The 25,609-nt window shown below is 64.8% G+C and carries 23 protein-coding genes and 1 pseudogene; 10 read left to right on the top strand and 14 right to left on the bottom strand.

Annotation, left to right across the window (positions count from 1 at the left end):
* From SPH52_RS21805 to SPH52_RS21830, 6 genes and pseudogenes are all read right to left on the bottom strand, one after another.
* A pseudogene (locus SPH52_RS21805) lies at positions 1-227 on the bottom strand (C4-dicarboxylate ABC transporter); the annotation flags it as partial.
* Positions 228-492: 265 nt separating this feature from the next.
* A complete protein-coding gene (locus SPH52_RS21810) occupies positions 493-1,926 on the bottom strand; it encodes a sigma-54 interaction domain-containing protein (RefSeq protein WP_411797154.1) in 1,434 nt (477 codons plus the stop codon).
* 122 nt (positions 1,927-2,048) lie between these two features.
* On the bottom strand, positions 2,049-4,898 hold the full coding sequence (locus SPH52_RS21815) for a valine--tRNA ligase (RefSeq protein ID WP_411797155.1): 2,850 nt from the start codon (positions 4,896-4,898) through the stop codon (positions 2,049-2,051).
* A gap of 175 nt (positions 4,899-5,073) precedes the next feature.
* Positions 5,074-5,514, bottom strand: coding sequence for a DNA polymerase III subunit chi (locus tag SPH52_RS21820; protein WP_411797156.1), 441 nt, complete (start codon positions 5,512-5,514; stop codon positions 5,074-5,076).
* 193 nt (positions 5,515-5,707) lie between these two features.
* On the bottom strand, positions 5,708-6,805 hold the full coding sequence (locus SPH52_RS21825; RefSeq protein WP_411797157.1) for a branched-chain amino acid aminotransferase: 1,098 nt from the start codon (positions 6,803-6,805) through the stop codon (positions 5,708-5,710).
* A gap of 132 nt (positions 6,806-6,937) precedes the next feature.
* Positions 6,938-8,458: a leucyl aminopeptidase gene (locus SPH52_RS21830; protein WP_411797158.1), complete on the bottom strand. Its 1,521-nt coding sequence runs from the start codon at positions 8,456-8,458 to the stop codon at positions 6,938-6,940.
* 117 nt (positions 8,459-8,575) lie between these two features.
* Between SPH52_RS21830 and lptF the strand changes: the two genes are divergently transcribed.
* The 8 genes from lptF to SPH52_RS21870 all read left to right on the top strand — a co-directional run bounded on the left by lptF (position 8,576) and on the right by SPH52_RS21870 (position 15,168).
* Positions 8,576-9,655, top strand: a complete 1,080-nt coding sequence (gene lptF / locus SPH52_RS21835) for an LPS export ABC transporter permease LptF (protein WP_411797159.1) — start codon at positions 8,576-8,578, stop codon at positions 9,653-9,655.
* The gene (gene lptG, locus SPH52_RS21840; protein ID WP_411797160.1) at positions 9,655-10,719 is read left to right on the top strand and encodes an LPS export ABC transporter permease LptG; all 1,065 of its coding nucleotides are present in this window, start codon (positions 9,655-9,657) and stop codon (positions 10,717-10,719) included. The genes lptF and lptG overlap by 1 nt, the downstream gene beginning before the upstream one ends.
* A gap of 76 nt (positions 10,720-10,795) precedes the next feature.
* A complete protein-coding gene (locus tag SPH52_RS21845) occupies positions 10,796-11,272 on the top strand; it encodes an RDD family protein (protein ID WP_411797161.1) in 477 nt (158 codons plus the stop codon).
* 93 nt (positions 11,273-11,365) lie between these two features.
* Positions 11,366-11,572 (top strand): (2Fe-2S)-binding protein, encoded by a 207-nt coding sequence (locus tag SPH52_RS21850; RefSeq protein WP_411797162.1) that lies wholly within the window; start codon positions 11,366-11,368, stop codon positions 11,570-11,572.
* A gap of 181 nt (positions 11,573-11,753) precedes the next feature.
* Positions 11,754-12,236 (top strand): bacterioferritin, encoded by a 483-nt coding sequence (bfr, locus tag SPH52_RS21855; protein ID WP_411797163.1) that lies wholly within the window; start codon positions 11,754-11,756, stop codon positions 12,234-12,236.
* 317 nt (positions 12,237-12,553) lie between these two features.
* Complete coding sequence (locus SPH52_RS21860) at positions 12,554-13,597, top strand: ABC transporter substrate-binding protein (protein WP_411797164.1); 1,044 nt, start codon at positions 12,554-12,556, stop codon at positions 13,595-13,597.
* A 5-nt stretch (positions 13,598-13,602) separates the two neighbouring features.
* Positions 13,603-14,391: an ABC transporter ATP-binding protein gene (locus SPH52_RS21865; RefSeq protein ID WP_411797165.1), complete on the top strand. Its 789-nt coding sequence runs from the start codon at positions 13,603-13,605 to the stop codon at positions 14,389-14,391.
* A gap of 9 nt (positions 14,392-14,400) precedes the next feature.
* A complete protein-coding gene (locus SPH52_RS21870; RefSeq protein ID WP_411797166.1) occupies positions 14,401-15,168 on the top strand; it encodes an ABC transporter permease in 768 nt (255 codons plus the stop codon).
* Here SPH52_RS21870 and SPH52_RS21875 read toward each other — a convergent pair.
* From SPH52_RS21875 to SPH52_RS21900, 6 genes are all read right to left on the bottom strand, one after another.
* Positions 15,165-15,389 (bottom strand): DUF1653 domain-containing protein, encoded by a 225-nt coding sequence (locus SPH52_RS21875; protein ID WP_411797167.1) that lies wholly within the window; start codon positions 15,387-15,389, stop codon positions 15,165-15,167. The two genes, SPH52_RS21870 and SPH52_RS21875, sit on opposite strands and share 4 nt — an antisense overlap.
* 16 nt (positions 15,390-15,405) lie before the next feature.
* On the bottom strand, positions 15,406-16,260 hold the full coding sequence (gene tcdA / locus SPH52_RS21880) for a tRNA cyclic N6-threonylcarbamoyladenosine(37) synthase TcdA (RefSeq protein ID WP_411797168.1): 855 nt from the start codon (positions 16,258-16,260) through the stop codon (positions 15,406-15,408).
* Between the two features lie 43 nt (positions 16,261-16,303).
* Positions 16,304-17,071, bottom strand: a complete 768-nt coding sequence (locus SPH52_RS21885; protein ID WP_411797169.1) for a pseudouridine synthase — start codon at positions 17,069-17,071, stop codon at positions 16,304-16,306.
* A gap of 85 nt (positions 17,072-17,156) precedes the next feature.
* Entirely contained in the window at positions 17,157-18,455 is a 1,299-nt protein-coding gene (locus tag SPH52_RS21890; RefSeq protein WP_411797170.1) for a Glu/Leu/Phe/Val family dehydrogenase, read from the bottom strand.
* A 97-nt stretch (positions 18,456-18,552) separates the two neighbouring features.
* On the bottom strand, positions 18,553-19,107 hold the full coding sequence (locus SPH52_RS21895; RefSeq protein WP_411797171.1) for a GNAT family N-acetyltransferase: 555 nt from the start codon (positions 19,105-19,107) through the stop codon (positions 18,553-18,555).
* Between the two features lie 88 nt (positions 19,108-19,195).
* Positions 19,196-20,611, bottom strand: a complete 1,416-nt coding sequence (locus SPH52_RS21900; RefSeq protein ID WP_411797172.1) for a hypothetical protein — start codon at positions 20,609-20,611, stop codon at positions 19,196-19,198.
* Positions 20,612-20,802: 191 nt separating this feature from the next.
* Here SPH52_RS21900 and SPH52_RS21905 point away from each other — a divergent pair, with 191 nt between their 5' ends.
* Both SPH52_RS21905 and SPH52_RS21910 read left to right on the top strand, forming a co-directional pair.
* Positions 20,803-21,468: an SDR family oxidoreductase gene (locus SPH52_RS21905; protein WP_411797173.1), complete on the top strand. Its 666-nt coding sequence runs from the start codon at positions 20,803-20,805 to the stop codon at positions 21,466-21,468.
* A 111-nt stretch (positions 21,469-21,579) separates the two neighbouring features.
* A complete protein-coding gene (locus SPH52_RS21910) occupies positions 21,580-22,821 on the top strand; it encodes an MFS transporter (RefSeq protein WP_411797174.1) in 1,242 nt (413 codons plus the stop codon).
* 77 nt (positions 22,822-22,898) lie between these two features.
* On the opposite strand, the gene SPH52_RS21915 is transcribed toward SPH52_RS21910, so the two are convergent.
* Together SPH52_RS21915 and SPH52_RS21920 are read right to left on the bottom strand one after the other, a co-directional pair.
* On the bottom strand, positions 22,899-24,608 hold the full coding sequence (locus SPH52_RS21915) for an ABC transporter permease (protein ID WP_411797175.1): 1,710 nt from the start codon (positions 24,606-24,608) through the stop codon (positions 22,899-22,901).
* A complete protein-coding gene (locus tag SPH52_RS21920) occupies positions 24,608-25,579 on the bottom strand; it encodes an ABC transporter substrate-binding protein (protein ID WP_411797176.1) in 972 nt (323 codons plus the stop codon). Before SPH52_RS21920 ends, SPH52_RS21915 begins: the two co-directional genes overlap by 1 nt.
* Positions 25,580-25,609 lie beyond the last annotated feature (30 nt).

A 25,609-nucleotide genomic window follows, 5' to 3' on the forward strand; every position in this document is an offset into this window, starting at 1 on the left:
CGCAGGTTGATATTGCCACCGGAGATCGCTTCCAGGGTTTCGGAGAGGTGCACGACCGGCGTGCTCAGGCCCACCAGGTGGGACGGGAAGGCGATGGGCACCTGCCAGCGCACGCGCTCCTGGGCCTCGACGAAGCTGGAAGCCGCGGCGCCCGCCATCAAGGTGGCGGTAGCAACGCCGAGGGTGAGCGGACGAAGGCGAGTGGCGAGAGACGGTGTGAACGACATGTAGGCTCCTTGTGCTTTGTTGTCGCAGCGCCTTTGGTTGACGCTGTCGTTGTGCAAACTGTCTTTGTTCATATCGCGGCCAGTTCCGGCACTACGTGCCGGGCGTTGGCGCGTGCCCCAGTACAGTGCACAGGCCGTGCCATTCCTGAGAAATACAAAAAATACAATGGATTATGAGAATAGAGGGGAGGTGTCTATAAGAGAGATGTCCGGTATCTCGGACAATATTAGACTTTCGTGGATACTTATTTCGTCGGGAATCCGGTCATGTGTCCGTTTTTTCGGACAGCTTGGCAAGCTTGTCGTAGAGCACCGAGCGGGGAATGCCCAGCAGACGGGCGGTGCGCGATTTGTTGCCGCGGCAGGCAGCGAGGGCGTTGGTCAAGGCGGTGCGCTCGGCCTCGGCGACAATCTCGGCCAGCGGGCGCACGCTGGCGGTAGGCAGCGGACCGGTGCCAGCCTGGGCGGAGAGGGGCAGGGCGGCGCGCAGCTGTGGTACGTCGATCAGGCTGCAGGCTTCGTTCAGGGCCAGGGTCTGCTCGAGAACGTTGCGCAGCTCGCGAATGTTGCCCGGCCAGTCGTGGCGCTGCAGTAGCGCCACGGCCTCGTGGGTGATCTCGGCGCGGGGCTCGCCGCTCTCCGCGGCGATCCGGTCGAGCAGCGTCTCGCACAGGATTCCCAGGTCGGCGATGCGTTCGCGCAGCGGTGGGATCTGGATGCGCAGCACGTTGAGGCGATAGTAGAGGTCGGAGCGAAAGCTGCCTTCGGCGACCATGGCTTCCAGATCGCGGCTGGTGGCGGCGATCACGCGCACGTCGATGCGCTTGATCTCGTTGGAACCCAGCGGCTCCACCTCGCCCTCCTGCAGGACTCGCAGCAGCTTGGCCTGTAGCGCCAGCGGCATGTCGCCGACCTCGTCGAGGAACAGGGTACCGCCGTCGGCGAGCTGGAACTTGCCCTGGCGGGTGCGTTTGTCGGCGCCGGTATAGGCGCCCGGGGCGACGCCGAAGAACTCCGCCTCCAGCAGGCTTTCGGGCACGGCGGCCACGTTCACGGCTACGAAGGGATTGGCGCCGCGCGGGGAGTCTCCATGGATGGCCTGGGCCAGCACCTCCTTGCCGGTACCGGTCTCGCCCAGCAGCAGTACCGGTGTGACCCGTGCAGCGGCCAGGCGGGCGCGGCGTTTGACCTCGAGTACTGCGGGGCTGGCGCCGACGAAATCGGCCAGGGCATAGCGCGAACCGCGGCTGGCCAGGGCACGCCGTGCCGCCGCCAGGTCATGCTGCAGGCGGCGGTACTTGCCAATCAGCGGCGTCAGCGGCTCCAGGTCGTCGAACACGATGAAGGCCACCGCGCCGTTTACCCGGCCGCTGGCTGGGTCGTGCAGCGGCAACCGGGTGACCACCAGCTGACGCGCCTGGTATTCCATGATGTCGAGCAGGATGGGCCGCCCGCTGCGTACCACCTCGGGCATGCGGGTATGAGGAATTACTTCGGCGACCGGCCGGCCGATCACTCTGGCCGCGTCATCGATACCGAGCAGGCGGCAGTAGCAGGCGTTGATCCAGATGAGGCGGCTTTCTGCATCCACCAGGATCGCCCCGGCGCTGTTGCGCTCCAGCAGCGGAAACAGCGGGCGTATCGCCTCGAGGGTCAAGCCTTGGCTGTGGCTGGCCAGGATGCTGTCGTCTCGAGGCATTCGCGTCCTCTCCGAGTCCGCCTGCGGCGGTTGTGGGCCGCTGATCAACGCGGCGGTTTCGGGCCGCTGTCAAGCGCGGCGGTTTCGGGCCGCTGTTAGAGCGCGGCGGTTTCGGGCCGCTGTTAGAGCGCGGCGATCTTGTCGCGCTGTTCGACCAGCACGGCGCGGGCAGCCTGGTATTCCCTCAGCTTGCCGCGCTCCTTCTCGACCACCGCCTCCGGCGCCTTGGCCACGAAGCTCTCGTTGCCGAGCTTGTTCTCGATGCCGCCGATCAGCTTGTCCTGCTTGTCGATCTCCTTGGCCAGGCGGGCGAGCTCGGCCCCCTTGTCGATCAGGTCGGCCATGGGTACCAGTACCTCCATGTCGCCGACCAGCTGCGTTGCCGAGAGCGGCGCCTCGCTCGGGTCGTCGAGCCAGGTGGCGCTTTCCAGCTTGGCCAGCTTGGCCAGGAACGGGCGGTTGGCTTCCAGGCGCTCGCGGTCAGCTGGCGAACCCTTGGTCAGCAGCACCTCGAGCGGCTTGCCGGGAGCGATGTTCATCTCGGCGCGAACGTTGCGCACCGCCACGATCACGCCCTTGAGCCACTCGATGTCGCGGGTGGCCTGCTCGTCGATTTTCTCCTGCTCGGCCATGGGCCATGGCTGCGCCATGATCGACTCGCTGCCGTCCCCGGTGGCCTTGCCCGCCAGCGGTGCCACGCGCTGCCAGATCTCCTCGGAGATGAACGGCATCATCGGGTGGGCCAGGCGCAGGATGGCTTCCAGCACACGCACCAGGGTGCGGCGGGTGCCGCGCTTGGCCGCCTCGCTGGCGCCGTCGTCCCACAGCACCGGCTTGGAGAGCTCCAGATACCAGTCGCAGTACTCGTTCCAGACGAACTCGTAGAGCGCTTGCGAGGCGTGGTCGAAGCGGAACTCCTCCATCGCCCTGGTCACCTGGGCTTCGGTCTGCTGCAGGCGTGAGACGATCCAGCGGTCGGCCAGCGACAGCTCGATGCTTCCACCATCAACTCCGCAATCCTCGCCCTCGGCATTCATCAGCACATAGCGCGAGGCGTTCCACAGCTTGTTGCAGAAGTTGCGGTAGCCGTCGAGACGGCCCATGTCGAACTTGATGTCGCGCCCGGTGGTGGCCTGGGAGAGGAAGGTGAAGCGCAGCGCGTCGGTGCCGTGGGGCTCGATGCCCTCGGGGAACTCGTCGCGAGTGGCCTTGGCGATGGCCTTGGCCTTCTGCGGCTGCATCATGTTGCCGGTGCGCTTCTCCAGCAGCGTATCGAGCTGGATGCCGTCGATCAGGTCGATGGGGTCGAGCACGTTGCCCTTGGACTTGGACATCTTCTGGCCCTGGCCGTCACGCACCAGGCCGTGGACGTAGACGGTCTTGAACGGCACCTCGCCGGTGAACTTCAGGGTCAGCATGATCATCCGCGCGACCCAGAAGAAGATGATGTCGAAGCCGGTGACCAGCACACTCGAGGGGTGGAAGGTGGCCAGCTCCGGGGTCTGCTCCGGCCAGCCCAGGGTGCCGAAGGTCCACAGGCCCGAGCTGAACCAGGTGTCGAGCACGTCTTCATCTTGTGTCAGGACGATGTCGTCACTCAGGCCGTGCTTCTTGCGCGCCTCGGCCTCGGTGCGGGCGACGTAGACGTTGCCTTCGCTGTCGTACCAGGCGGGAATGCGGTGGCCCCACCACAGCTGGCGCGAGATGCACCAGTCCTGCAGGTCGCGCATCCACGAAAAGTACATGTTCTCGTAGTTCTTGGGCACGAACTGGATGTCGCCGTTCTCCACCGCGGCGATGGCGGGCTTGGCCAGGCTCTCCACGGCGACGAACCACTGGTCCGTGAGCAGCGGCTCGATGACGTCGCCGGAGCGGTCGCCAAAGGGCAGGGTGTTGTTGACCGTCTCGATCTGTTCGAGCAGCCCGGCGGCTTCCATGTCGGCGACGATCCGCTTGCGCGCCTCGAAGCGGTCCTGTCCGGCGTAGGCCTGGGGCAGGCTCAAGTCGATCTCGGGCAGCGGGCGGCCCTGGATGTCGAAGGCCTCGGCCTGGGGCAGGATCGCCGCGTCCTGGGTGAAGACGTTGATCAGCGGCAGGCCGTGGCGACGACCCACCTCGTAGTCGTTGAAGTCGTGGGCCGGGGTGATCTTCACGCAGCCGGAGCCCTTCTCCATGTCGGCGTGCTCGTCGGCGACGATGGGGATGCGTCGTCCTACCAATGGCAGCTCGACGAACTTGCCCACCAACGAGGCGTAGCGCGGGTCTTCGGGGTTGACCGCCACGCCGGTGTCGCCGAGCAGGGTTTCGGGGCGGGTGGTGGCGACCACCAGGTAGTCGAGCCCAGCGTCGGTCTTTACGCCGTCGGCCAGCGGGTAGCGGAAGTGCCAGAACTGGCCCTGCTGGTCGCGGTTCTCCACTTCGAGGTCGGAGATGGCGGTGTGCAGGGTGGGGTCCCAATTGACCAGGCGCTTGCCGCGATAGATCAGGTCCTCTTCATAGAGCCGCACGAAGACTTCCTGCACCGCCTTGTAGAAGCCGTCGTCCATGGTGAAACGCTCGCGCGACCAGTCGACGCTGGCGCCCATGCGGCGCAGCTGGCGGGTGATATGGCCGCCGGATTCGTGCTTCCACTCCCACACCCTGTCGATGAACGCCTCGCGGCCCAGGTCGTGGCGGCTCTTGCCCTCTTCGGCGGCGACCTTGCGCTCCACCAGCATCTGGGTGGCGATGCCGGCGTGGTCGGTGCCGACCTGCCACAGGGTGTTGTTGCCCTGCATGCGGCGCCAGCGGATCAGCGTGTCCATGATGGTGTCCTGGAACGCGTGGCCCATGTGCAGGCTGCCGGTGACGTTGGGCGGCGGGATCATGATCGAGTAGGGTTCGCCCTCGCCCGAGGGGGCGAAGCGGCCGTCGGCCTCCCAGCGCTCGTACCAGCGGGATTCGATCTGCTCGGGTTGGTAGGTCTTGTCCATGGGGCGTTCCGGGTCCAGAAATGATCGCCGCCGGGTCGTGGGGCCGGGCGGCGGGAAGTCATCGAAAGCGTGCGAAAAATGAGCTCGATTATAGCGCGATGGGGCGCTTGACGTCAGCCAGGCTTGAAGAGAAGACCGGCGAGATAATGCTTCAGAGGGGCGCCTGGGGCGGGACTCACCCCTTGAGCTGATGTGCCTTCACGGGATAGCCGCGCTGCTTGTAGGTCTGCCAGCACTCGCGCTTGGCGACGAGCACCTGCTGATGCTGGTTGATGATCTCGGCGACCCGCTCGAAACGCGAGAACCACTCGGGGATGCCCGGGTCGAGGTTGAGCAGTGCCATGGGTGCTTCGGCGCTCGGCTCGGGCGGCTGCTCCCAGCCGATGGTCACCGCCACGCCCTCGGCCATCTCGCTGCCGAGCAGGGCATGCGGCAGGTAGGCCTCGGGGCGAAAGGTCCACAGCCGCTCGTCGAGGTCGCTGGCCATGGCCTCGTCCTCGGCGTGCAGGTGCAGCCGGTAACCCTTGCCGGCGATGGTCTCGGCCAGCCGGCAGGCGAAGTCGAGCCGCGCTTCCAGCGTGGTGTCGGGGAGGATGTAGAAATCTACTTGCGTCATCAGAGTCTGCCCGGGGCTTTCCCTCGGGGCCAGGCCTTCGCGGAGGCGCTATGAATACATCCCTGTACGCTACCGACGCCATCCCTGGCGTAGGACCTCCGCGTCGGCCTGCCCTTCGGCGCCCCTCGCCTCGGTGGGTTAGCCGTTGTGGCAACGGACTCGCGGCAGCGGGCCCATCGTGGCGCCTTCGCCGTTACACCAGGCGCGTCAACCAGCCATGCTTGTCTTCGGCACGGCCGTACTGCAGGTCGAGCAGCTTGGCGCGCAGGCGTTTGGCCACCTCGTTGCCTGCATCGGGCATGCGGATGGTGTCGTCCTCGGTGACCAGCTGACCTACCGGAGTGATCACCGCGGCGGTACCGCAGGCGAAGACTTCGGTGATCTCGCCGGAGGCCACGCCGTCGCGCCACTCGTCGATGCTGATGGCGCGCTCTTCCGGCGTCAGGCCTTCGTCGCGGCCCAGGGTGAGCACTGAGTCACGAGTCACGCCCTCGAGGATGGTGTCGGTCAGGCGCGGCGTTACCAGACGGCCGTCCTTGTAGACGAAGAACAGGTTCATGCCGCCCAGTTCCTCGACCCATTTGTTCTCAGCGGCATCGAGGAAGGCGACCTGGCCGCAGCCGTGCTTCTCAGCTTCCTTCTGGGCAGCCAGCGATGCGGCATAGTTGCCGCCGCACTTGGCGAAGCCAGTGCCGCCGGGCGCGGCGCGCTTGTAGTGCGAGGAGAGCCAGATCGATACCGGGGCGATGCCGCCCTTGAAGTAGGCGCCGGCGGGGGAGGCGATCACGTAGTAGTCGACTTCCTTGGCCGGGCGCACGCCGAGGAACTTCTCGCTGGCGATCATGAACGGGCGCAGGTAGAGGCTCGATTCGTCGGCTTCACTGCTGGGTGTCGGCACCCAGGCGTGGTCCTGGGCGAGCAGGGCCTTGAGCGAACCGACGAAATCCTCGTCGCTGAGCTCGGGCAGCGCCAGGCGACGCGCACTGCGGCGGAAGCGTTCGGCGTTCTTTTCCGGGCGGAACGACCATACCGAGCCATCGGCATGGCGGTAGGCCTTGATGCCCTCGAAGATCTCCTGGCCGTAGTGCAGTACGGCGGCGGCCGGGTCGAGGGTCAGCGGTCCGTAGGGGCGCACCTCGTGGCCGTGCCAGCCGGACTCGGCCGTCCAGCGTACGTGGGCCATGTGATCGCTGAAGTACTGGCCGAAGCCGGGGCTGGCGAGAATGTCATCGCGAATGTTGGCTGCCACGGGCGTGGCGTTGGGCAGCGTCTCGAAGGTTGCGTTGGGCACGGCAAATGGGTCTCCGCTAAGCCGGGATTCCGGCGTTTTCTTGGGCTTCTACGGCGCACCGGGTCAGTCGACCCGGTGCGCGCAATGCGTCAGGTGTAACGGTTGTCGCCTGCGTTGGCAACCTTGGCAACGTCAGGCGTCGTTCTCGACCTGGCGTGCCTCTTCCTCGCGGTCGAGCAGGTACTGGGTCAAGAGCCCTACCGGGCGGCCGCTGGCGCCCTTCTGTTTGCCCGAGGTCCAGGCGGTGCCGGCAATGTCCAGGTGTGCCCAGGGAAACTTGTCGGCGAAGCGCGAGAGGAAGCAGGCGGCGGTGATGGTGCCGGCCGGGCGTCCGCCGATGTTGGCCATGTCGGCGAAGTTGGAGTCGAGCTGCTCCTTGTATTCGTCCCACAGCGGCAGGTGCCAGGCGCGGTCCCAGGCGGCTTCGCCGGCGTCGAGCAGGTCCAGCGCCAGGTCGTCGTCGTTGGAGAGCAGGCCGGTGGCGTGGTGGCCCAGGGCGATGATCGCCGCACCGGTCAGGGTGGCGATGTCGACTACGCTGGCGGGCTCGAAGCGTTCGGCGTAGGTCAGCGCATCGCACAACACCAGGCGCCCCTCGGCGTCGGTGTTGAGCACTTCCACCGTCAGCCCCTTGAGCGTCTTGATGATGTCGCCGGGCTTGGTGGCGCGGCCGTCGGGCATGTTCTCGGCGGCGGCGACGATGAACACCAGATTGAGCTTGGGCCGGATGCCGAGCACCGCCTTGGCGGTACCGAATACGCTGGCGGCACCGCACATGTCGAACTTCATCTCGTCCATGGCCTCGCCGGGCTTGAGCGAGATGCCGCCGGTATCGAAGGTAATGCCCTTGCCCACCAGAACATGAGGCGAGTCATCGGCCTTCTCGGCGCCCTGGTACTTCATGACGATCAGCCGCGAGGGCTGCTCGCTGCCTCGGCCCACCGAGAGCAGGCTATGGGCGCCGAGTTCCTCCAGCGCCGCCTCGTCGAGGATCTCGACGCTGAGTGCACCGCCCGATTCGCGACCCAGCTGTTCGGCCTGCTCGGCCAGGTAGCTGGGGGTGCAGACGTTGCCCGGCAGGTTGCCCAGGGTGCGGGTGTAGGCCACGCCTTGGCCGATGGCTTTACCGATGCGGGCTCCCTCGCGGGCCTCGTCGGCGGAATCGCCGTCACTGAGCAGCAGGGTAACCTTGGCAAGACGCGGGCGCGGCGCCTTCTCCGACTTGAATTCATCGAAGCGATAAACGGCACGCTGTGCAGCCTCTGCGGTCATGCGCGCCTTCCAGGCGATGCTACGCTCAGGCACGGGAGCGTCGGTGAAGGCCGCCGCGACCTCTTCCACTGTCAGCCCGGCGATGGCGGAGAAGGCGGCGTCCAGCGCCTTGATGAAGGCGCGCTCCTGACATTTGCCGCTCTCGCCCAGGCCCACCAGCATGAGGCGGTCGGCGGCGAGGCCGGGAGCGAAGGGAATCAGCTGTACGTTGCCCAGCTTGGCGTCGAAGTCGCCGCGTTCGATCAACTGGCCGATCAGCCGCTCGCTGGCATCGTCGAGCTTGGCGGCGGTGGGCAGCAAATCGCCATCCTTGAAAACCGGGACCACGAGGCAGGCCGATTCGGCCTTGGCAGGATTGGCCGTCTGAACTGGGAATTCCATGGTGACTCCACAAGACAAGCGATGGGGGATTCTGGATAATGCCGGCACGGCTCCAGGCCACTGCCGAATCACCCAAGTGTACTCAAGGCATGGCGCCATTGCATGGAAGACCGCTGCATGATCATTTTTCGATACCTGACCCGCGAGATCCTGCTCACCATGGCCGCCGTCGCCGGCGTGCTGCTGCTGGTCATCATGGGCAGCCGGTTCATCCGCTACTTCACCGAGGCCGCGGAAGGTGACATACCCGCCACCATCCTCGGCAACCTGATGCTTTATCATCTGCCCGGCTTTCTCGAGCTGATTTTGCCGCTGGCCTTCTTCCTCGGCATCCTGCTGGCCTATGGCCAGCTCTATCTCAACAGCGAGATCACGGTGCTGGTGGCCTGCGGCATCAGCCCCGCCCGGCTGTTCCAGGTCAGCCTGGTGCCGGCGACCCTGGTGGCGATCATGGTGGGGCTGTGCAGCCTGTGGCTGACGCCAGCGGGGGCGCTGCACAATGCCGTGATGCTGGAGGAGCAGCGCAGCCAACTCGATTTTACCGCTTTGGCCCCGGGGCGCTTCCAGGACTTCGGGGGTGGTCGCACCGCCTATACCCAATCCTTCAGCGAGGATGGCAGCCGCATGCAGGAGGTCTTTATCAGCGAGCGCCAGCGGCGCCGTGACGGCACGCCGGAAACCGCCGTGACGCGTGCCGGCAGCGGCTACCAGACCGTGGACCCCGACACCGGCAGCCGCTTCCTGGTGCTGGCCGACGGTGAGCGCTACAGCGTCGACCCCGGCCGCTTCGAAGCCGAGCGGTTGGAGTTCGAGACATACGCCGTGCGTCTCTCGCTCGGCGGTGAACAACGTGAGCTGGAGTCAGCGGAGTACGCCACCACGGCGGAGTTGCTCGTCGATGACTCCGCCCGTGCTCGTGCCCAGCTGCAGTGGCGGCTGTCGTTGCCGCTGATGGTGTTCATCCTGACGCTGATGGCGATGCCGCTCTCTAGGGTCAATCCGCGTCAGGGACGCTTCGCCAAGCTACTGCCGGCAATCTTCCTGCACATCTGTTACCTGAGCCTGTTGCTGGCGGCGCTGGATGCCATCGGTCGCGGCACGCTGCCGGCGGTCATCGGCATGTGGCCCATCCATGCGCTTTTCCTGGCATTGGGTGTGGGGTTGCTGATGCACAACCAGCGCAGGGGGATGCGCTGATGCTGACGGATCGTCTCGACCGCTATATCGCCCGCAACGTACTGGGAGCAATCATCGTCGTTCAGGTGGTGCTGCTCGGCCTCGACCTGGTGATTTCCTACATCAACGACCTGGATGACGTCGAAGGCAGCTACGGCGCTTTTCAGGTACTGCTCTTCCTGCTGATGCGCCTGCCCTGGCGCTTCTATCAGTACGCCCCGGTAGCGGTTCTGATCGGCGCGCTGATCGGCCTGGGCAGCATGGCCTCGAGCAACGAACTGACGGTGATGCGTGCCGCCGGGCGCTCTCTCACGCGCATCCTTTGGGGGGTGATGAAGCCCATCATCCTGGTGGTGGCCGTGGTGCTGCTGACCGCCGAATACGTCAGCCCGCGCACCGAACAGTTCGCCAACGCCTGGCGCCTCGAGCAGATGCAGGGCGAGGGCACGGTGCTGGTCCAGCAAGGTGGCTGGCAGCGCGAGGGGGACAGCGTCTATCGCTTCGGCGCCATACGCGCCGACGATACCGTGCTCGACCTGACCCGCTACCGCTTCGAAGGGCGCGAGCTGCGCGAGGCCACCACGGCCGAACGCGCCGTATGGCGCGACGGCAGCTGGCTGCTGGAAGAGGTGGCCGTCACCCGCTTCTTCGAAGATCACACCGAGGCCGAGCGTCTGGCCGAGCAGCCCTGGCAGACCAGCTTGACTCCCGCCCAGCTCAACCGACTGCTGCTGCCGATCAACAGCCAAGCCCCCAGCGAACTGTGGGCCTATGCCCGCTTCCTGCAGACCCAGGGGCTGCAGGCGACCCAGCCACTGCTCTACTTCTGGCAGAAGATGCTGATGCCGCTGACCATGGCCTCGCTGGTGCTGGTCGCGGCTTCGTTCGTGTTCGGCCCGCTGCGCACCGTGGCGGCCGGCACGCGCGTGTTCTACGGGGTGGTCGTCGGGTTGTCCTTCAAGTACCTGCAGGACCTGCTGGCACCTGCCTCGACGGTGTTCGGCTTTTCTCCGGTATGGGCCGTACTGGCGCCGACACTGATCAGTGCCGGTTTGGGGCTCTACCTGCTGCGTCGCACCGGCTGACGGTCGGCACGGCGACAGCGCTCCATGAAGTCTGCGCCACCGGTACCTGCCCGTGGCGTTCCAGGAAGAGACCACGATGCAACGACGTTTCGATCAGCTCGACGATGTATGGCCGGCCGGCCTTGGACGGCGCCTGGGCGCCATGCTCTATGACGCTTTTCTGGTAGCGGCGATCTGGATACTGTTCACCGTGTTGCATGTGGCTTTCGTTCGCCATGTGCTGGGCCTGGGCGCCGAGGAGATCGGTGCCGGAACGCCTCAGCGCCTCACGCTGCAGCTGTTGCTGTTGGCCGGTGCTTTCCTCTTTTTCGCCTTCTCCTGGATGCGTGGCGGCATGACCCTGGGCATGCAGGCCTGGCGCCTGCGCGTGCAGACCCGCGACGGCCGTACCATCACCCTGGCCCAGAGCCTCATGCGTTATGTGGTAGCGTGGCTGTCACTGGCGGCCTTCGGCCTCGGATACCTGTGGGTGCTGTTCGACTCGGAGCGCCGTAGCTGGCCCGACATCGCCTCGGGCACCAGGATCGTGGTACTGCCCAAGGCGAAGCGGTAATGTGACACCGATCAAAAAATGTTCGATTCGCCCTTGCGATAGCCTATGCGAATCATTTACATTAATCCTCGTAAGCACAGCGAGGTGATGTCGATGTACGTATGTCTTTGCAAGGGCGTATCCGACCGCAAGATCCGCGAAAGCGTCGAGGCCGGTGCCCGTAGCTGGAGAGAGGTTCAGCAGGAAACCGGCTGCGGTACCCAATGCGGCAAGTGCGCCTGTGTGGGCAAGGCCATTACCCGCGATGCCATCACCTCCGAAGTCATGGCGTCTACCTGCGATCTTGCCTACGCCGTGTAGTGTTCCGAGCGGCTACCGCTCAGCGTTGCCAATCTATCTCATTCTTGTTGTCATTAATCCAACCGACTGTCTCGGTTGGATTTTTTGCGTGTTTGGGCTAATACTGCCTATCATGTCCAACTGAGCGTTACGCGACGACAAGACAGGCCCAAGACCGAGACGAGAGATAGGGAGAAAGGCAATGAAAGGCGATGCCAAGGTCATCGAATACCTCAACAAGTCCCTCGGCAATGAGCTGGTGGCGATCAACCAGTACTTCCTGCATGCCAAGATGTACAAGGACTGGGGCCTCAAGGCGCTGGCCAAGTGGGAGTACGATGAATCCATCGATGAAATGAAGCACGCCGACAAGCTGATCGAGCGCATCCTGTTCCTCGAGGGCGTGCCTAACCTGCAGGACCTCGGCAAGCTGCACATCGGCGAGAACGTGCGCGAGATGCTCGAGAGCGATCTCAAGATCGAGCACGAAGGCCGCAACGACTACATCGAGGCCATTGCCTACTGTGAGCAGGTCAAGGACTACGTCTCCCGCGACCTGTTCCGTCACATTCTGGCCGACGAGGAAGAGCACATCGATCATATCGAGACCGAGCTCGGCCTGATCGACAAGGTCGGCATCGAGAACTACATGCTGAAGCAGATGCAGGAAGCCGGCGACGAGTAACGCTTTTACCCTGCGCCCTTAAACGGCACTGACTTCAACGTCGGTGCCGTTTTCGTTTCTCGCCGCTGTGGGTTGACGAAGGGTTTCCCTGACGTTGGCCCTGCGTTATTCAGCACGGTTTGACCTCCCTCGCAATGAGCTAAGCTGGTGCATGCGGATCTGTTCATCGACATCCGCTGCACCGACCTGACGCACCCCAACTTTGACGCCATGCGCTAATGTATAGCGCTGCCTGCACGACGGTCGAGCAGATGCCGTTGGCAGGGCGATTGCATAGAACAAACACAACCAAAAAACGCTTCGCGAGGGTAGCACTCATGAGTCGTCAACTTACCGCTGGCCTGTTGGCCGGGGCGCTTGGCCTGTCCCTGTCGGGTGCCTCCGTGGCCCAGGCGGACGAAACCCGCATCCGCTTTCAGCTCGACTGGCGCTTCGAAGGGCCATCGGCGCCCTTCCTCATGGCTGTGGAGCGCGGCTATTTCGCCGAGGAGGGGCTCAGCGTCCAGATCGACTCCGGCAGCGGTTCCGCCGGAGCCATCAACCGGGTTGCCTCGGGAGCCTACGAGATGGGCTTCGGGGATCTCAACGCGCTGGTGGAGTTCCTGGCCGAGAACCCCGATGGGCCCGGCATTCAAGGCGTCTATGTGGTCTATGACGGTACGCCGGCCTCGGTCTTCGCGCGCAAGGATCGCGGTATCGAGACGGTGGCAGATCTGGCCGGTAAATCGCTTGCCGCGCCGGCCTTCGACACCGGCTATCGCGCCTGGGGTGTCTTCGCCGCCGCCAACGACCTGGAGTCCGATAGCGTCGAGTGGCAGAACGTCGACCCCACCCTGCGCGAGACCCTGCTGGTACGTGGCGACGTGGATGCGATTACTGGCTTCTATTTCACCAGCCTGCTCAACCTCGAAGGTCGTGGCATGGGCGAAGAGCAGCTCACCATCCTGCCTTTCCCCGATTTCGGCGTGCCACTTTACGGCAACGCCATCATTGCCAGCGAGGCCTTCTCCGAGGAAAATCCGGAAGCCGTCGAGGGGTTCCTGCGCGCCTTCAATCGCGCTCTGGAAGAGACCCTGGCCGACCCGGATGGCGCCATCGACTATGTCTACAACCGCGATGCGCTGATCGACAGGGAGATGGAGACGCGTCGGCTCAGGCTCGCCATCGACAGCGTCATCGATACTGAAGACGCCCGTGCCAATGGCGCCGGAGCAGTGGACGAGGAGCGGCTGCGCAACGCCATTCAACTGGTGGCGGACGCCTACGACCTGCCTTCGGTGCCGGAGCCCGAGCGGGTGTTCACCTCGCGGTTCCTGCCGCCCCAGGAGGAGCGCATGATCTTCCCGGAGCGCGCGGAGTGACGGCATTGGCACAAACCATGCCCTTCGTCGACTTCGACCGGGTCAGCCTGGCCTACGACGACACCGGCAACGCCATCGAAGAGATCTCGCTCTCCATCAAGGAGGGCGAGTTCGTTGCCTTCGTCGGCCCCTCCGGCTGCGGCAAGTCGACCTTCATGAAGCTATGCACCGGCCTGCATGGACCCACAGCCGGCAGCGTTCGCGTGGATGGCGAACCGGTGGGCGGGCCCTTGAAGATCTGCGGCATGGCGTTCCAGAGCGCCAACCTGCTGCCGTGGCGAACCACCCTGGACAACGTGCTGTTGCCGCTGGAGATCGTAAAACCCTATCGTTCGCAGTTTCGCAAGCGACGCGCGGAGTTCATCGGCTGGGCCCGCGACCTGCTGCGCACGGTGGGGCTCGAAGGCTACGAAGACCAGTACCCCTGGCAGCTCTCCGGCGGCATGCAGCAGCGCGCCTCGATCTGTCGCGCTCTTATCCACCGCCCGCGGCTGCTGATGCTCGACGAACCCTTCGGCGCGCTGGATGCCTTCACCCGCGAGGAGCTGTGGTGCGTGCTGCGTGACCTGTGGGAGGCCCAGCGCTTCACCGTGGTGCTGGTTACCCACGACCTGCGCGAGGCCGCCTTCCTGGCCGATACCGTCTACGTCATGAGCCGCCGGCCGGGGCGCATCATCGAGCGGCGCGAGATCGACCTGCCGCGGCCGCGGGAGCTGGCGGTCACCTACGAGAAGCCTTTCATCGATCTGGTGCAGGAGTTGCGCAATGTGATCGGTGATATCCGCAGCGCCTGAGGAGCGAGCATGAACAACAAAGACAAGCTGCGCGAGCGCCTGGCACCCTGGGTCGCCGTGATGGCGCTGGTGGCGATCTGGGAAGTCAGCGTGCGTCTGCTCCAGGTGCCGGAATTCATCTTTCCCAGCGCCTCGGCCACCGCTCAAGCCCTGGTGACCTTTGCCGGTCCCATCGGCATGCACTCCTGGCAGACGCTATGGACCACCCTGGCGGGCTTTGCCCTGGGGGTGGCGGTAGGATTGGCGCTGGGCTTCGTCGTCGGCTCCTCGCGCTTTCTCTACCACGCCTGCTACCCGTTGCTGGTGGGCTTCAATGCCATTCCCAAGGTCGCCTTCGTGCCGATCCTGGTGGTGTGGTTCGGCATCGGCTCGGTGCCGGCGATCCTCACCGCCTTCCTGATCTGCTTCTTCCCCATCGTGGTCAACGTGGCGACGGGGCTGGCGACCCTGGAGCCGGAAATGGAGGACGTACTGAGGGTGCTCGGCGCGCGGCGCATGGATGTGCTGCTCAAGGTGGGCCTGCCGCGCTCGCTGCCCTACTTCTTCGCCTCGCTGAAGATCGCCATCACCCTGGCCTTCGTCGGCACCGTGGTTTCCGAGACGGTGGCCTCCAACCAGGGTATCGGCTACCTGATGATGAGCGCCGGTTCGCAGATGCGCATGGCGCTGGTGTTTGCCGGGCTGATAGTGATCAGCGCCATGGCCATGGTGATGTATGAGCTGTTTGCCATTCTGGAGAAGCGGATGACCGGATGGGCGCACCGCGGCCAACGTTAGAACGCCTTTTCGAGGTCGAAACGCGGCACCGGTTCGCCTCGCACTTCGACGGTCTCGGTGAACATGGCCAGCGGACGCACCCACAGGCCGTAATCGCCGTACAGGGCACGATAGACCACCAGCGGCTCCTCGGTCTCGCTATGGTGGGCGATGCCGAGCACCTCGTAGCGGTTGCCCTTGTAGTGGCTGTAGATACCAGGAACGGGTAAGGGGTGAGACATCGCGTCGGGCTCCAGGTCAGAGGGGCATGTCGTTATCGGCGGTTGCCTTTACGGCTTGCTTGGCCAGGCGAGCGAGTACCCGAGAGGCAGCGACGAAGCCGAAACCGCCGGTGACGAAGGTGGCCGCACCCACGCCACTGGCGCAGTCGAGGCGGGTCGACTCGCCATCCCCGGGCTTCTGGTAACAGACCTCACCATCCGTATCCGGGTAGACCAGCTGTTCGTCAGAATAGACGCACTCCACGGAAAAGCGTCGTTTGGGATTGCGTGAGAAGCCGTAGTCCCTGCGCAGCCGTGCGCGCACCTTGGCCAGCAATGGGTCGTACTCGGTGCGCGCGAGATCCGCTACCTTGATGCGCGTCGGGTCACTCTGCCCGCCAGCAGCTCCAGCGACGACGATGGGCAGCTTGCGCCTTCGACACCAGGCGATCAGCGCGGCCTTGGCCACCACGCTGTCGATGGCATCGACCACGTAGTCGGTATCTTCCGGAATGCGCTGGGCCAGGTTGGACGGTGTGACGAAGGCGGTATCGGCCAGGACCTCGATACCCGGCTGTATCGCTCGGCAGCGTTCGGCCAGCACCTCCACCTTGGGCCGGCCGATGTTGCCATCGAGGGCAGGCAGTTGACGATTGACGTTGGACACACAGACGTCGTCGAGGTCGATCAGCGTGAGCCGGCCGATACCCGAGCGTGCCAGTGCCTCTACCGTCCAACTGCCCACGCCGCCGACACCGACCACCACCACATGGGCACGGCGGAAGCGCTCCAGCGCCCGGGCGCCATAGAGGCGCCGGATGCCGCCGAAGCGAAAATCGTAGTCGTCCTGGGCCGGCGGGGCGACATCGTGCGGAGGTAGTGGAGCGGTCATGGCGGCGTCTCGAAACTCCTGGGTCAGGTCAGGTCAGGTCAGGTCAGGTCAGGGCGGGTAAGGGCGTTTCCAGGCAACGTGCCGCATCGGTCGGCAGATGACCGGCCCAGCCGAAGTGCTGGAACAGGCCCGTCATGGAAACATCCAGTCTACAGCTCAACTCCAGATGATAACCGTCGACGGGATGCTCGAGGCTCAAGCCCACCGCGGCCAGCAACAGCCGTGGGCACTGCAGGCGCTCGGCGAAGAAGCGGTTATGGTTACCCTTGCCATGCTTGGCATCGCCGATGATCGGATAGCCGCGCCGCGACAGGTGGCGGCGAATCTGATGACGGCGTCCGGTCAGTGGCCGCACCTCCATCAGCGAATAGCGGCTGGAAGGATAGCGATCCACCTGTACCGGCAGCTCCACGCTGTCCAGCCGTCTCACTTCGGTAAGCGCTTCCAGGGCCGGCATCTCCGCCTTGGGGCGGCTGCCATCCTCTTCTCTCAGTGCGTAATCGAGCCACTCATGCTCGGGGCCGATGCCGCGAACCACGGCCAGGTAGCGTTTGGTGATCCGGCGCTGGGTGAAGGTCTCGCCAAGTCGAGCCGCAGTGTTCGAGTCAAGGGCCAGAACCATGACACCCGAGGTGGGGCGATCGAGGCGATGCACCGGATAGACACGCCGGCCCAACTGGTTGCGCAGACGCTGCAGCAGGAACTCGCTCTCGCCGCCTGCCAGCTTGGAGCGGTGCACTAGCAGCCCCGCAGGCTTGTGCACCGCCACCAGGTGATCATCGCAATGAAGAATGGTCAGGGGTTCCGTCATGGCGGTCCGGATATGCTCGCAAGGGGGCGACATTGTCGCCCCCGCCGGAACGCTTGTCATCTTGCGCGATGCCAGCAGGACACGCTCACTCGCTGTCCTGGCAGTTGCCACGCAGCTGAATGGCGTCGGCAATCCGTTCGATGCCCTGGCGATACGCCGCCTTGCGATAGGAGATTTCTTCCTTCTCGGCGCGCTCGAAGACCAGCTCGCTTTCACGCTCGAGGCGTTCGGCCAGCCGCTGGTTGATCTCTTCCTCCGACCAGCGTTCTCCACTGCGATTCTGGACCCACTCGTAATAGCTGACGATGACACCGCCGGTGTTGGCCAATACGTCGGGCAGCACCGGTACACCGCGTTCTTCGAGCCGCTCGTCGGCACGGCTCGAGACCGGGCCGTTGGCGATCTCGAGCAGCGCTCTGGCCTTGACCTGGTCGACGTTGTCTTCGTGCACTTGATTCTCCAGGGCCGCCAAGGCCAGCACGTCGACATCAAGCGAGAGTAGTTCATCGCGATCGAGTTTCTTCACATCCTCGGCGATGCATACCGAGTCATCGCAGTAGACCATTTCATGCAGGCGCTGATTGTGGCTCTTCTGCTCCATGATGGCGTCAGGGTCGAGGCCTTCCTGACTGTAGATGGCGCCCTTGGAGTCGGAAACGGCAACGATGCGGTAGCCCCGCTCATGGGCCAGGCGTGAGAAGTGATAGGCAGCATTGCCGAAGCCCTGGACCGCCACGGTGGTGTCCTCGGGCTTGCGCTTCTCGCGTGCGGCCCACAGGTCCAATACGTGCAGGGCGCCACGACCGGTGGCGGCCACGCGGCCCAGCGAGCCGCCCAGGGCAGGCGGCTTACCGGTGATGGCGGCGGGTACCTTGCCGCGGGCCAGGTGGTCGAACTCGTCGGCCATCCAACCCATGACCGTGGCGTTGGTGTTTACATCCGGTGCGGGAATGTCGCGATCGGGGCCCATGACATCGGCGATGGCGCGCACGTAGCCTCGCGCCAGACGTTCGAGTTCCAGTCTAGACAGCTGTTTGGGATCGACCTTGACGCCGCCCTTGCCGCCACCGTAGGGCAGGTCGACCACGGCACACTTCACCGCCATCCAGAAGCTCAGCGTGGTCACCTCCTCCTGGTTGACGTCGGGGTGGAAGCGAATGCCACCCTTGGCCGGCCCCAAGGTGGTGTTGTACTGCACGCGCCAGCCGGGAAAGACCTTGAGGCTGCCATCGTCCATGCGTACCGGCACGCTGACCTGCAGCGAAAGACTAGGCTGTCTCAGGCGCTCCTTGGCATCGCCTTGTACGTCGATGGCTTCGAATACCTCCTCCAGGCGGGAGCGGGCATCGTCGAACAGGTTGGCATGATCCCTTTGCCCTGACATCGTGACCTCCAGATTAACGTGACTCGTCGTTGCCTGATACAGCGTAGCAGTCTCTGGGCGAGGGACGGTGGGAGGCAAGAGCGTGGGAACGGGGATATCAGGCCAGCCAATCGCGACGGTCGAGGCGGTAGATGCAGCAGGTATTGCCACCCAGGTGGCGCTGCTCGACGAAGCGAAAGCCGAGGCGTTCATAGAAGCGATGAGCGCGGTGGTTGTCGGCCAAGGGATCGATCAGAACGGCGGAGACTTCGGGATCGGCAAAGCAGTGTGCCAGCGCCAGTTGCATCATGGTGGTGCCGTAGCCCTTGCCCAGTTCCTCGGGCTCGCCGATCCAGATATCGATGGCACGCAGACCGTTGGCCGATTCGCCCCAATAGCTCCCATCCTCCCGGGCGGGATCGATGATCTGGACGAAGCCGATGGGCCTGCCTTCTCGCTCGGCAATGAACTGCTGACGCCAGTCGGCCTGGTGGGCCAGCTCGGTCTTCCAATCCCAACTGTCGTCAGGGTTGGCGGAGATGACATGGGGTTGGGCGTCCCAATGCGTGAGCAGGGAACAGTCGTGTGGCGTTGCAGGGCGCAAGCGAAGCCTGCGCTTGACGTTCACTTCCATATGTCGAGGGGCAACGAGGGCCGCCGTCTCCCTTTGCATGACGAACTCATGCAAAGCATAGCAGGCGGTGGAAGGTAGCGACGCCTGGAAGTGGCCCCATCTGCAGGGGCCACTGCCGGTCACGAGATCATTCGCGATGCAGGTGCAGCGTGTAGCTCCCGCTTTCGCTGTTGCCATAGGCCCGGGCGACGGCGCGGTAGGTGCCCTCTTCCAGATGGGTACTGATGCGCGCGTTCAGCCCACCGGCTCCGTCGTCGTCACGCAGCGACAGGCCCTGGCCCTCCAGCTCGAGATAGGCATCGAAGTCGTCCGAAAGGAGGTCCAGGCGATAGTCTCCGGCGCTCTCCACGACCAGCTCATAGTAGTCACGGGCACCTGGCTCCAGCCGGGCTTGAATCGGACTGTCGACCTCCAGTTGGCCGTTGCTGGGCAGATCGTCGAGGTCGACCGCGCTGGCACGCAGTTCGAACAAGCCGCTGCCGTGACCGCCATGGCTGCGCGCGGTCACGCGATAGCTGCCGGCATCCAGAGAGGCGTAGAGACGGGCATTGAGCCCTTCGCCACCGTCATCGTCGCTGTAGGAGACATTATTGCCGCTCAGCTCGAGGAAAGAATCGAAGTCGGACGAAAGCATGTCGATAGTGACGGCTGCAGGTGAATCGAGGGTGAACTCGTAGCTCAGCGTTTCGCCGCTGAACCAGCCATGCAGCGGCTCGTCGAAGGTCAGTTCACCGCTGTTGCGCAGCGTTTCGCCACTGGCCAGCTCGTGGGGGGCAAGCTCCAGCGTGTAGAGACCGCTGTCCTGGCCGTAGGAGCTGCGGGCGGTGAGGCGATACTCACCCGGCTCGAGGAAATCAGCGATCCGTGCATCGAGGTTGCCGGCGCTGTCGTCGTCTTCGCGGCGGTAACCGTTGGGGCCTTCGAGCACCAGATAGGCATCCAGGTCGCTTGAGCGCATCTCGAACTGGAACAGGCCGCTCTCCTCGATGGTGAGCGTGTAGGTGTCACCGCTTCCTTGCAGCCAGCCATCGGCCCGTGAAGGCATCTCCAGCGTATCGCTGGTGGTGAGCTCAATGTGACGGCTGTTCAACGTGAAGGGGCCATAGCTGTGCAGGTCGTGGCCGCTGACCACCAGCATGTAGTCGCCGTCCTCGTCGATACGACGACGCAGCGAAGCGGCCGCGGGGGCGTCGTAATAGGCAGGGTTTGCGCTGGTAGCGAGTATCTGCTGTTCGGCATCGTAGAGTGCCAGGCTGCCCTGCAAGGGACCGCTGAGCTCGATCTCGATCAGAGCCCCCTCCTCGAGGGTCAGGGTGAAGCGCTCGAAGCGGCTACCATCCTTGCCGTTGAGCTCGCTGGTTGAGGTGATCTCGCCGCGCAAGCGCTCGCCAAGCGATAGAGTGGGTGGGGAGGCAGGGTCGGCGACGGCTGCTTCGATGACCGGGGCGGTCACCGAGGAGCCAGGCAACTGCCAGCCGATGATCAAGCCGAGAGCGGCACCGCCCAGGGCAGCGAGTGTAACAGTAGAGGCGCGATTGGCCATGAAAGCGTCCTTGTTCGATGGCAGGCATCGGTGAACGGACCCCAGAGACGGGGATTACATTGCGTAACCATTATATGCCGGCCTGGCGTTGAGGGATATGTGCCGAATCAGTACTTGAACTTGCCGAGTCGACCATCACACTGGAAAGCGTCCGACATTTGAGATAGCCAACATTCGAGAGAGGAGTCGTCATGTCTTCCAGGGTATTGATTACCGGGGCCAACCGCGGCATCGGCCTGGCACTGGCCCGGCATTATCACGGCGAAGGTTGGCAGGTGATCGGCGTGTGTCGCGCGGCCTCCGCGGAACTCAACGAAGTCGCAACGCAGATGATCGAGGGTATCGACGTGGCCCGTCCGGAGGACGTTGCGCGCCTTGCCGAGGCCATGCGTGGGCAACGCCTGGACTTGCTTATCAATAATGCCGGTCTGCTGCACGATGAGTCGCTTGGCTCGCTCGACTTCGACACCATTCGCGAGCAGATGGAGGTCAACGCATACGGCCCGCTACGGGTGACCGAGGCCCTGCTGGACAACCTGGGCGCCGGCAGCAAGGTTGCCAACGTCACCAGCCGCATGGGCTCGATTGCCGACAACGACTCCGGTGGGCGCTATGGCTACCGAGCCTCGAAGGCAGCGCTGAACGCCTTCGGCAAGTCGCTGGCCATTGACCTCAAACCGAGAGGCATCGCCGTTGCCCAACTGCACCCTGGCTACGTCCAGACCCGTATGGTCAACTTCGGTGGGCTGATCCCTCCTGAAGAGGCTGCCAGCGGCATCGCCGAGCGTATCGAGGCACTGACGTTGGAAACCAGCGGCGGCTTCTGGCACAGCAGCGGCGAACCGCTACCTTGGTAGGCCATGCTCACTGTCGTCGGGCTTGACGAAGGCTGCCTTCGTCAAAGGCGGTGGTGATTCTGGAAATTTTGTGTGTAGGCTAACGGTTTCGCCGCATGACCGGAGCCTGCCATGCCCTCCACGCCTTTCGCGTCTTCACCGTCCCCGTCCCGTGCGGAAGGCTGGTGGGTCCTGGCAGCGACCACCTGGGTACAGGTGCTGTGCAGCGGTGCCATGCTGCTGGTGCCGACCCTTGCCCCTCAGATAGCGGCGGCCTTCGGCGTCGCGACGAAACTGGTCGGTCTGCAGGTCAGCCTGTTGTATGGCGTGGCGATGCTCGCTTCGCTGCAGTCGGCGGTGGTGGCGCGTCGTCTGGGCGGTTGCCGGGCCAGTCAATGGGCCATGGCTCTGGTGCTGGCCGGCTGTGCACTGGCGCTGTTCGGCACGCCCGTGGCGCTGCTCGCCACCACCCTGATGCTGGGCCTTGCTTATGGCTTGACTAGCCCGGCGGCGGCGGAGTTGCTGACCCGCTTTACGCCCGCCGAACGGCGCAACCTGGTCTTTTCCATCAAGCAGACCGGAGTTCCCCTGGGTGGGGTCCTGGCCGGCCTGCTGGCCCCGCCGCTGGCGGCGTACTGGAGCTGGCACGCGGCCTTCCTGGCGATCGGTGTGACCTGTCTGGGCATGCTGTTGCTGTTGCAATGCCGCCGTGCCCTGTGGGACGAGGCGCGCCAACCCACCGCACGCATGCGCGGCAGCGGCAGCCTGGCCGTGCTGCGGAATCAGCTGCCGATGCGCTGGCTGGGGGCTGCCGGCTTCTGCCTGTCGGCGGCCCAGCTTTCGCTGCTCAGCTTTGCGGTGGCCTTCATGGTCGAAGAGCGCCTTCTCACCCTGGTTACCGCCGGGGTCATTGTCTCGGTGGTGCACGTGGCTGGCGTGACGGGGCGCATCGGCTGGGGCGTAGTGGCCGACCGCCTGGGTCGCAGCCTGCCGGTGCTGCTCGGTCTGGCCTTTATCATCATGGTCGTATTCCTGGTGCTGGCCTTGCTCGGTGTGTTCCTGCCCACCTGGGTGGTCGTGGTGCTGCTGGTACTGGCGGGCGCCACCGCGGTTGGCTGGAACGGGGTCTATCTGGCGGAGGTGGCCAGGCGTTGCCAGCCCGGAGAAGTGGGCGAAGCCACCGCCGCCGTGCTGGTGCTCACCTACATGGGCGTGCTGGTGGGGCCTGCGCTGTTCAGTCTGATCGTCTGGGTTACCGGAAGCTATGCCATCGGATTCCTGCTGCCCGCCGCCACCGGCGGGCTGGCGATCCTCTGCCTGCAGCAGTACCGCCGTGCCGGTCATGTCGCCGAAGCCACCGCGATTCTCAGATAATGGCATGGCGCACCTGGGCCGAGTTCCGCTCCGAGGCTGAGGCAGTAGCTGCACCTGTCAGTCGATGAGAATGGTGTTCAATCGGCAATGGGCAGACGTTTGCGGCTGAAGACGGTCAGTGCCACTAACAGAGCAGTGGTGGTGAAGACCGCTACTGCGCTCATTGCCATGCCGACGCCGGGGGAGCCCTGCTCGAACTGGCCGAACACGAAGGTCGAAACGGTGCGCATCCCTGCCGGAGCGACCATGAGTGAAGCGACCAGCTCGCGGGAGGCAATGGCGAACACCAGCAGCATGGCGACGATCAGACTCGGTGCCAGGGCCGGCAGCAATATGCGGTGGAAAGTGGTGAAGAAGCCGGCACCGCTTACCCGGGCGGCGGCTTCCAGGCTTTCGCTCATCTGGCGGAAGGCTGCCGAGGCGTAGCGTACCGGATAGGGAAGCAGCAAACAGGCGTAGGCGAGCAGCAGCATGGCGCCAGTATTGTAGATCTGGATTGGCCACCAGGTCTGGTTCCAGGCCAGAATCAGCCCCACCGCAACCACGATACCGGGCATGGTGTTGGGCAGTAGAGAGAGCAGGTCGAGCAGGCCCTTGCCGCGCATGCGCGCACGTACTACCAGGTAGCCGATCAGTGCTCCAAGTGCTCCGGTCAGGAGCGCCGTGCCGATGGCGAGCCCGAGGCTGGTAGAGAGCGCCTGCATGGCGCCGCCGCGGTTGGCCAGCAGCGCCTCGAAGTGACGCAGCGAGAGATTCTCCCAGCTCAGCCCGCCGGAGAGCGTAGTGGTGAAGGCGGTGGCTAGCACGGCGAGAATCGGCACCGCCACGGCGGTCAGCGCCACCAAGGTGAAGAAGCCGAGCACTGGCCATTTCCAGGGCCCCAGCTCGGTGCGCTCGAGCTGGGCGGGTTTGCCGGTCTGGCTGACGTAGGAGCGGCGGGTGACCAGCCAATGCTGAAGGTAGAAGGCGGCCATGGCCAGCAGCACCAGCAGCAGTGAGAGCACCGCCGCGCCGGGAATGTCGATGGGCCAGTCCGAAAAGCGCTGGTGGATGCCGGTGACCAGTACCGGGAAGCCGGCCTGGGCGCCGAGGGTTGCGGGGGTGCCGAACTCCTCGATGGTCAGCGCGAAGACCAGCAACAGGCTGGCGGCGATGCCCGGCGTAGAGAGCGGCAGGGTGATGCGCCACAGGGTACGCCAGGGCCCGGCACCATTGATCCGCGCGGCGGCGGCGTAGCGCCCGCCGACGCTCGACATGGTGCGCGAGACGGCGAAGTAGACGACCGGAAAGACATTGAGTGTCATCACGAAGACGATACCCGAGAAGGAGAACAGGAAGCCGCTGGCGTTGAACCCGAGGAGCTGCTCCGCATAACCGCGTGGCTGCAACGTCAGCATCCAGCAGAGCGCGGCGATGTAGGGCGGGATCATGAAGGGGACCAGAAAGATCAGATCCCAGGCCGCGCCGCCGGGCACGCGGGTCAGGGCGCGCAGCGCGCCCAGCGGGATCGCCAGCAGTGCGCAGGCCGCTACCACAGCCACGCCAAGGCGCAGAGTGTTGCCGAGCAGGCGCAGCAGCGCCGGGTCGGAGAGCGTCGGCGCGAACAGGGTGAAAGCACCGCCGAGTTGGCCCCGGCTCCAGCCCGGGAAGATCGCCTGGAGGATCACATAGAGCAGTGGCAAGCCCACCAGCAACAGCAGGGCCGCCGCGGTGAGCAGCAAAATGATGCCCGCCCCGTTGAGCAGGGGCCACCGGCCTCGGAGCAAGTGCGGAGCGGGTTTCGCCATCAGTCGCCGACCACCTCGCGGAAGCGTGCCAGGATCGTCTCGCGCCGTGCCCCCATCTCTTGCGCATCGACCTCGATCAAGGACAGTTCGTCGAGCAGGGGACGGTTCGCGTCGATATCGCTACGCGCCGGCATCAAGTAGCTGGCGGCCACTCGGGCTTGGCCCTGCTCGGAAAGCACGAAGTCGATGAAACGCTCGGCGGCCTCGGGCTGCTGGGTGGAGGCGAGGATCATCATCGGACGTGGGGCGATGACGGTGCCGCTCGCCGGGAAGATCACCTCGATGGCCTCACCATCGGCCTGCTGACCCAGGGAGATATAGTCCACCGCGCCGAACACCACCGACTTGGCGCCCTGCAGCACCGGGTTGAGGGCCCGGGCATTGGGGCCGGGCACGATCATGCCGTTATCGCGCAAGGCTTCGATCAGCCTCCACGTCTCCTCTTCTCCCATGGCGGTGAGCAGGCCGGTAACCAGCTCGAAGGCGGCACCGGACTGGGACGGATCGGGCATTGTCACCTGGTCGCGATATACCTCGTCGGTCAGGTCGCTCCAGTCGGCGGGTTGAGGAACCTCGCTGTTACGGTTCCAGACCAGGGCGAGGGCAGAGATGCCCTGTGCCACGTAGTGATCACTCGTGAGGAAGTCCGGTACCGTCTCGGCGTTGGGTGAGCGGTACTCATGCAGGAGCCCCTGTTCATGCAGCGCCTCGGCACTCTCCCAGGAAGCGGAGATCACGACGTCTGCCAATGGGTTGGCCTGCTCGGACTCCAACCGGGCCATCACCTGTCCGGTAGTGCCCTGGAAAACATCGACGCGGATACCGCTCTCGGCAGTGAAATCTGCGGCAAGGCCCTGGATCAGTGCATCGGGACCGGCGGAGTAGACGGTGAGCGACTCGGCGAACGCAACGCCTGGCAGGGTCAGTAGGGCGGCGGTAAGGGCAAGCGGCTTTAGAGGAGAGGCGATCATGATGGCTCCTAAGTGGCATATGGGGGCGTT

This window comes from Halomonas sp. A29 (assembly GCF_046723295.1).
In the GTDB taxonomy this organism is placed as follows: domain Bacteria; phylum Pseudomonadota; class Gammaproteobacteria; order Pseudomonadales; family Halomonadaceae; genus Halomonas.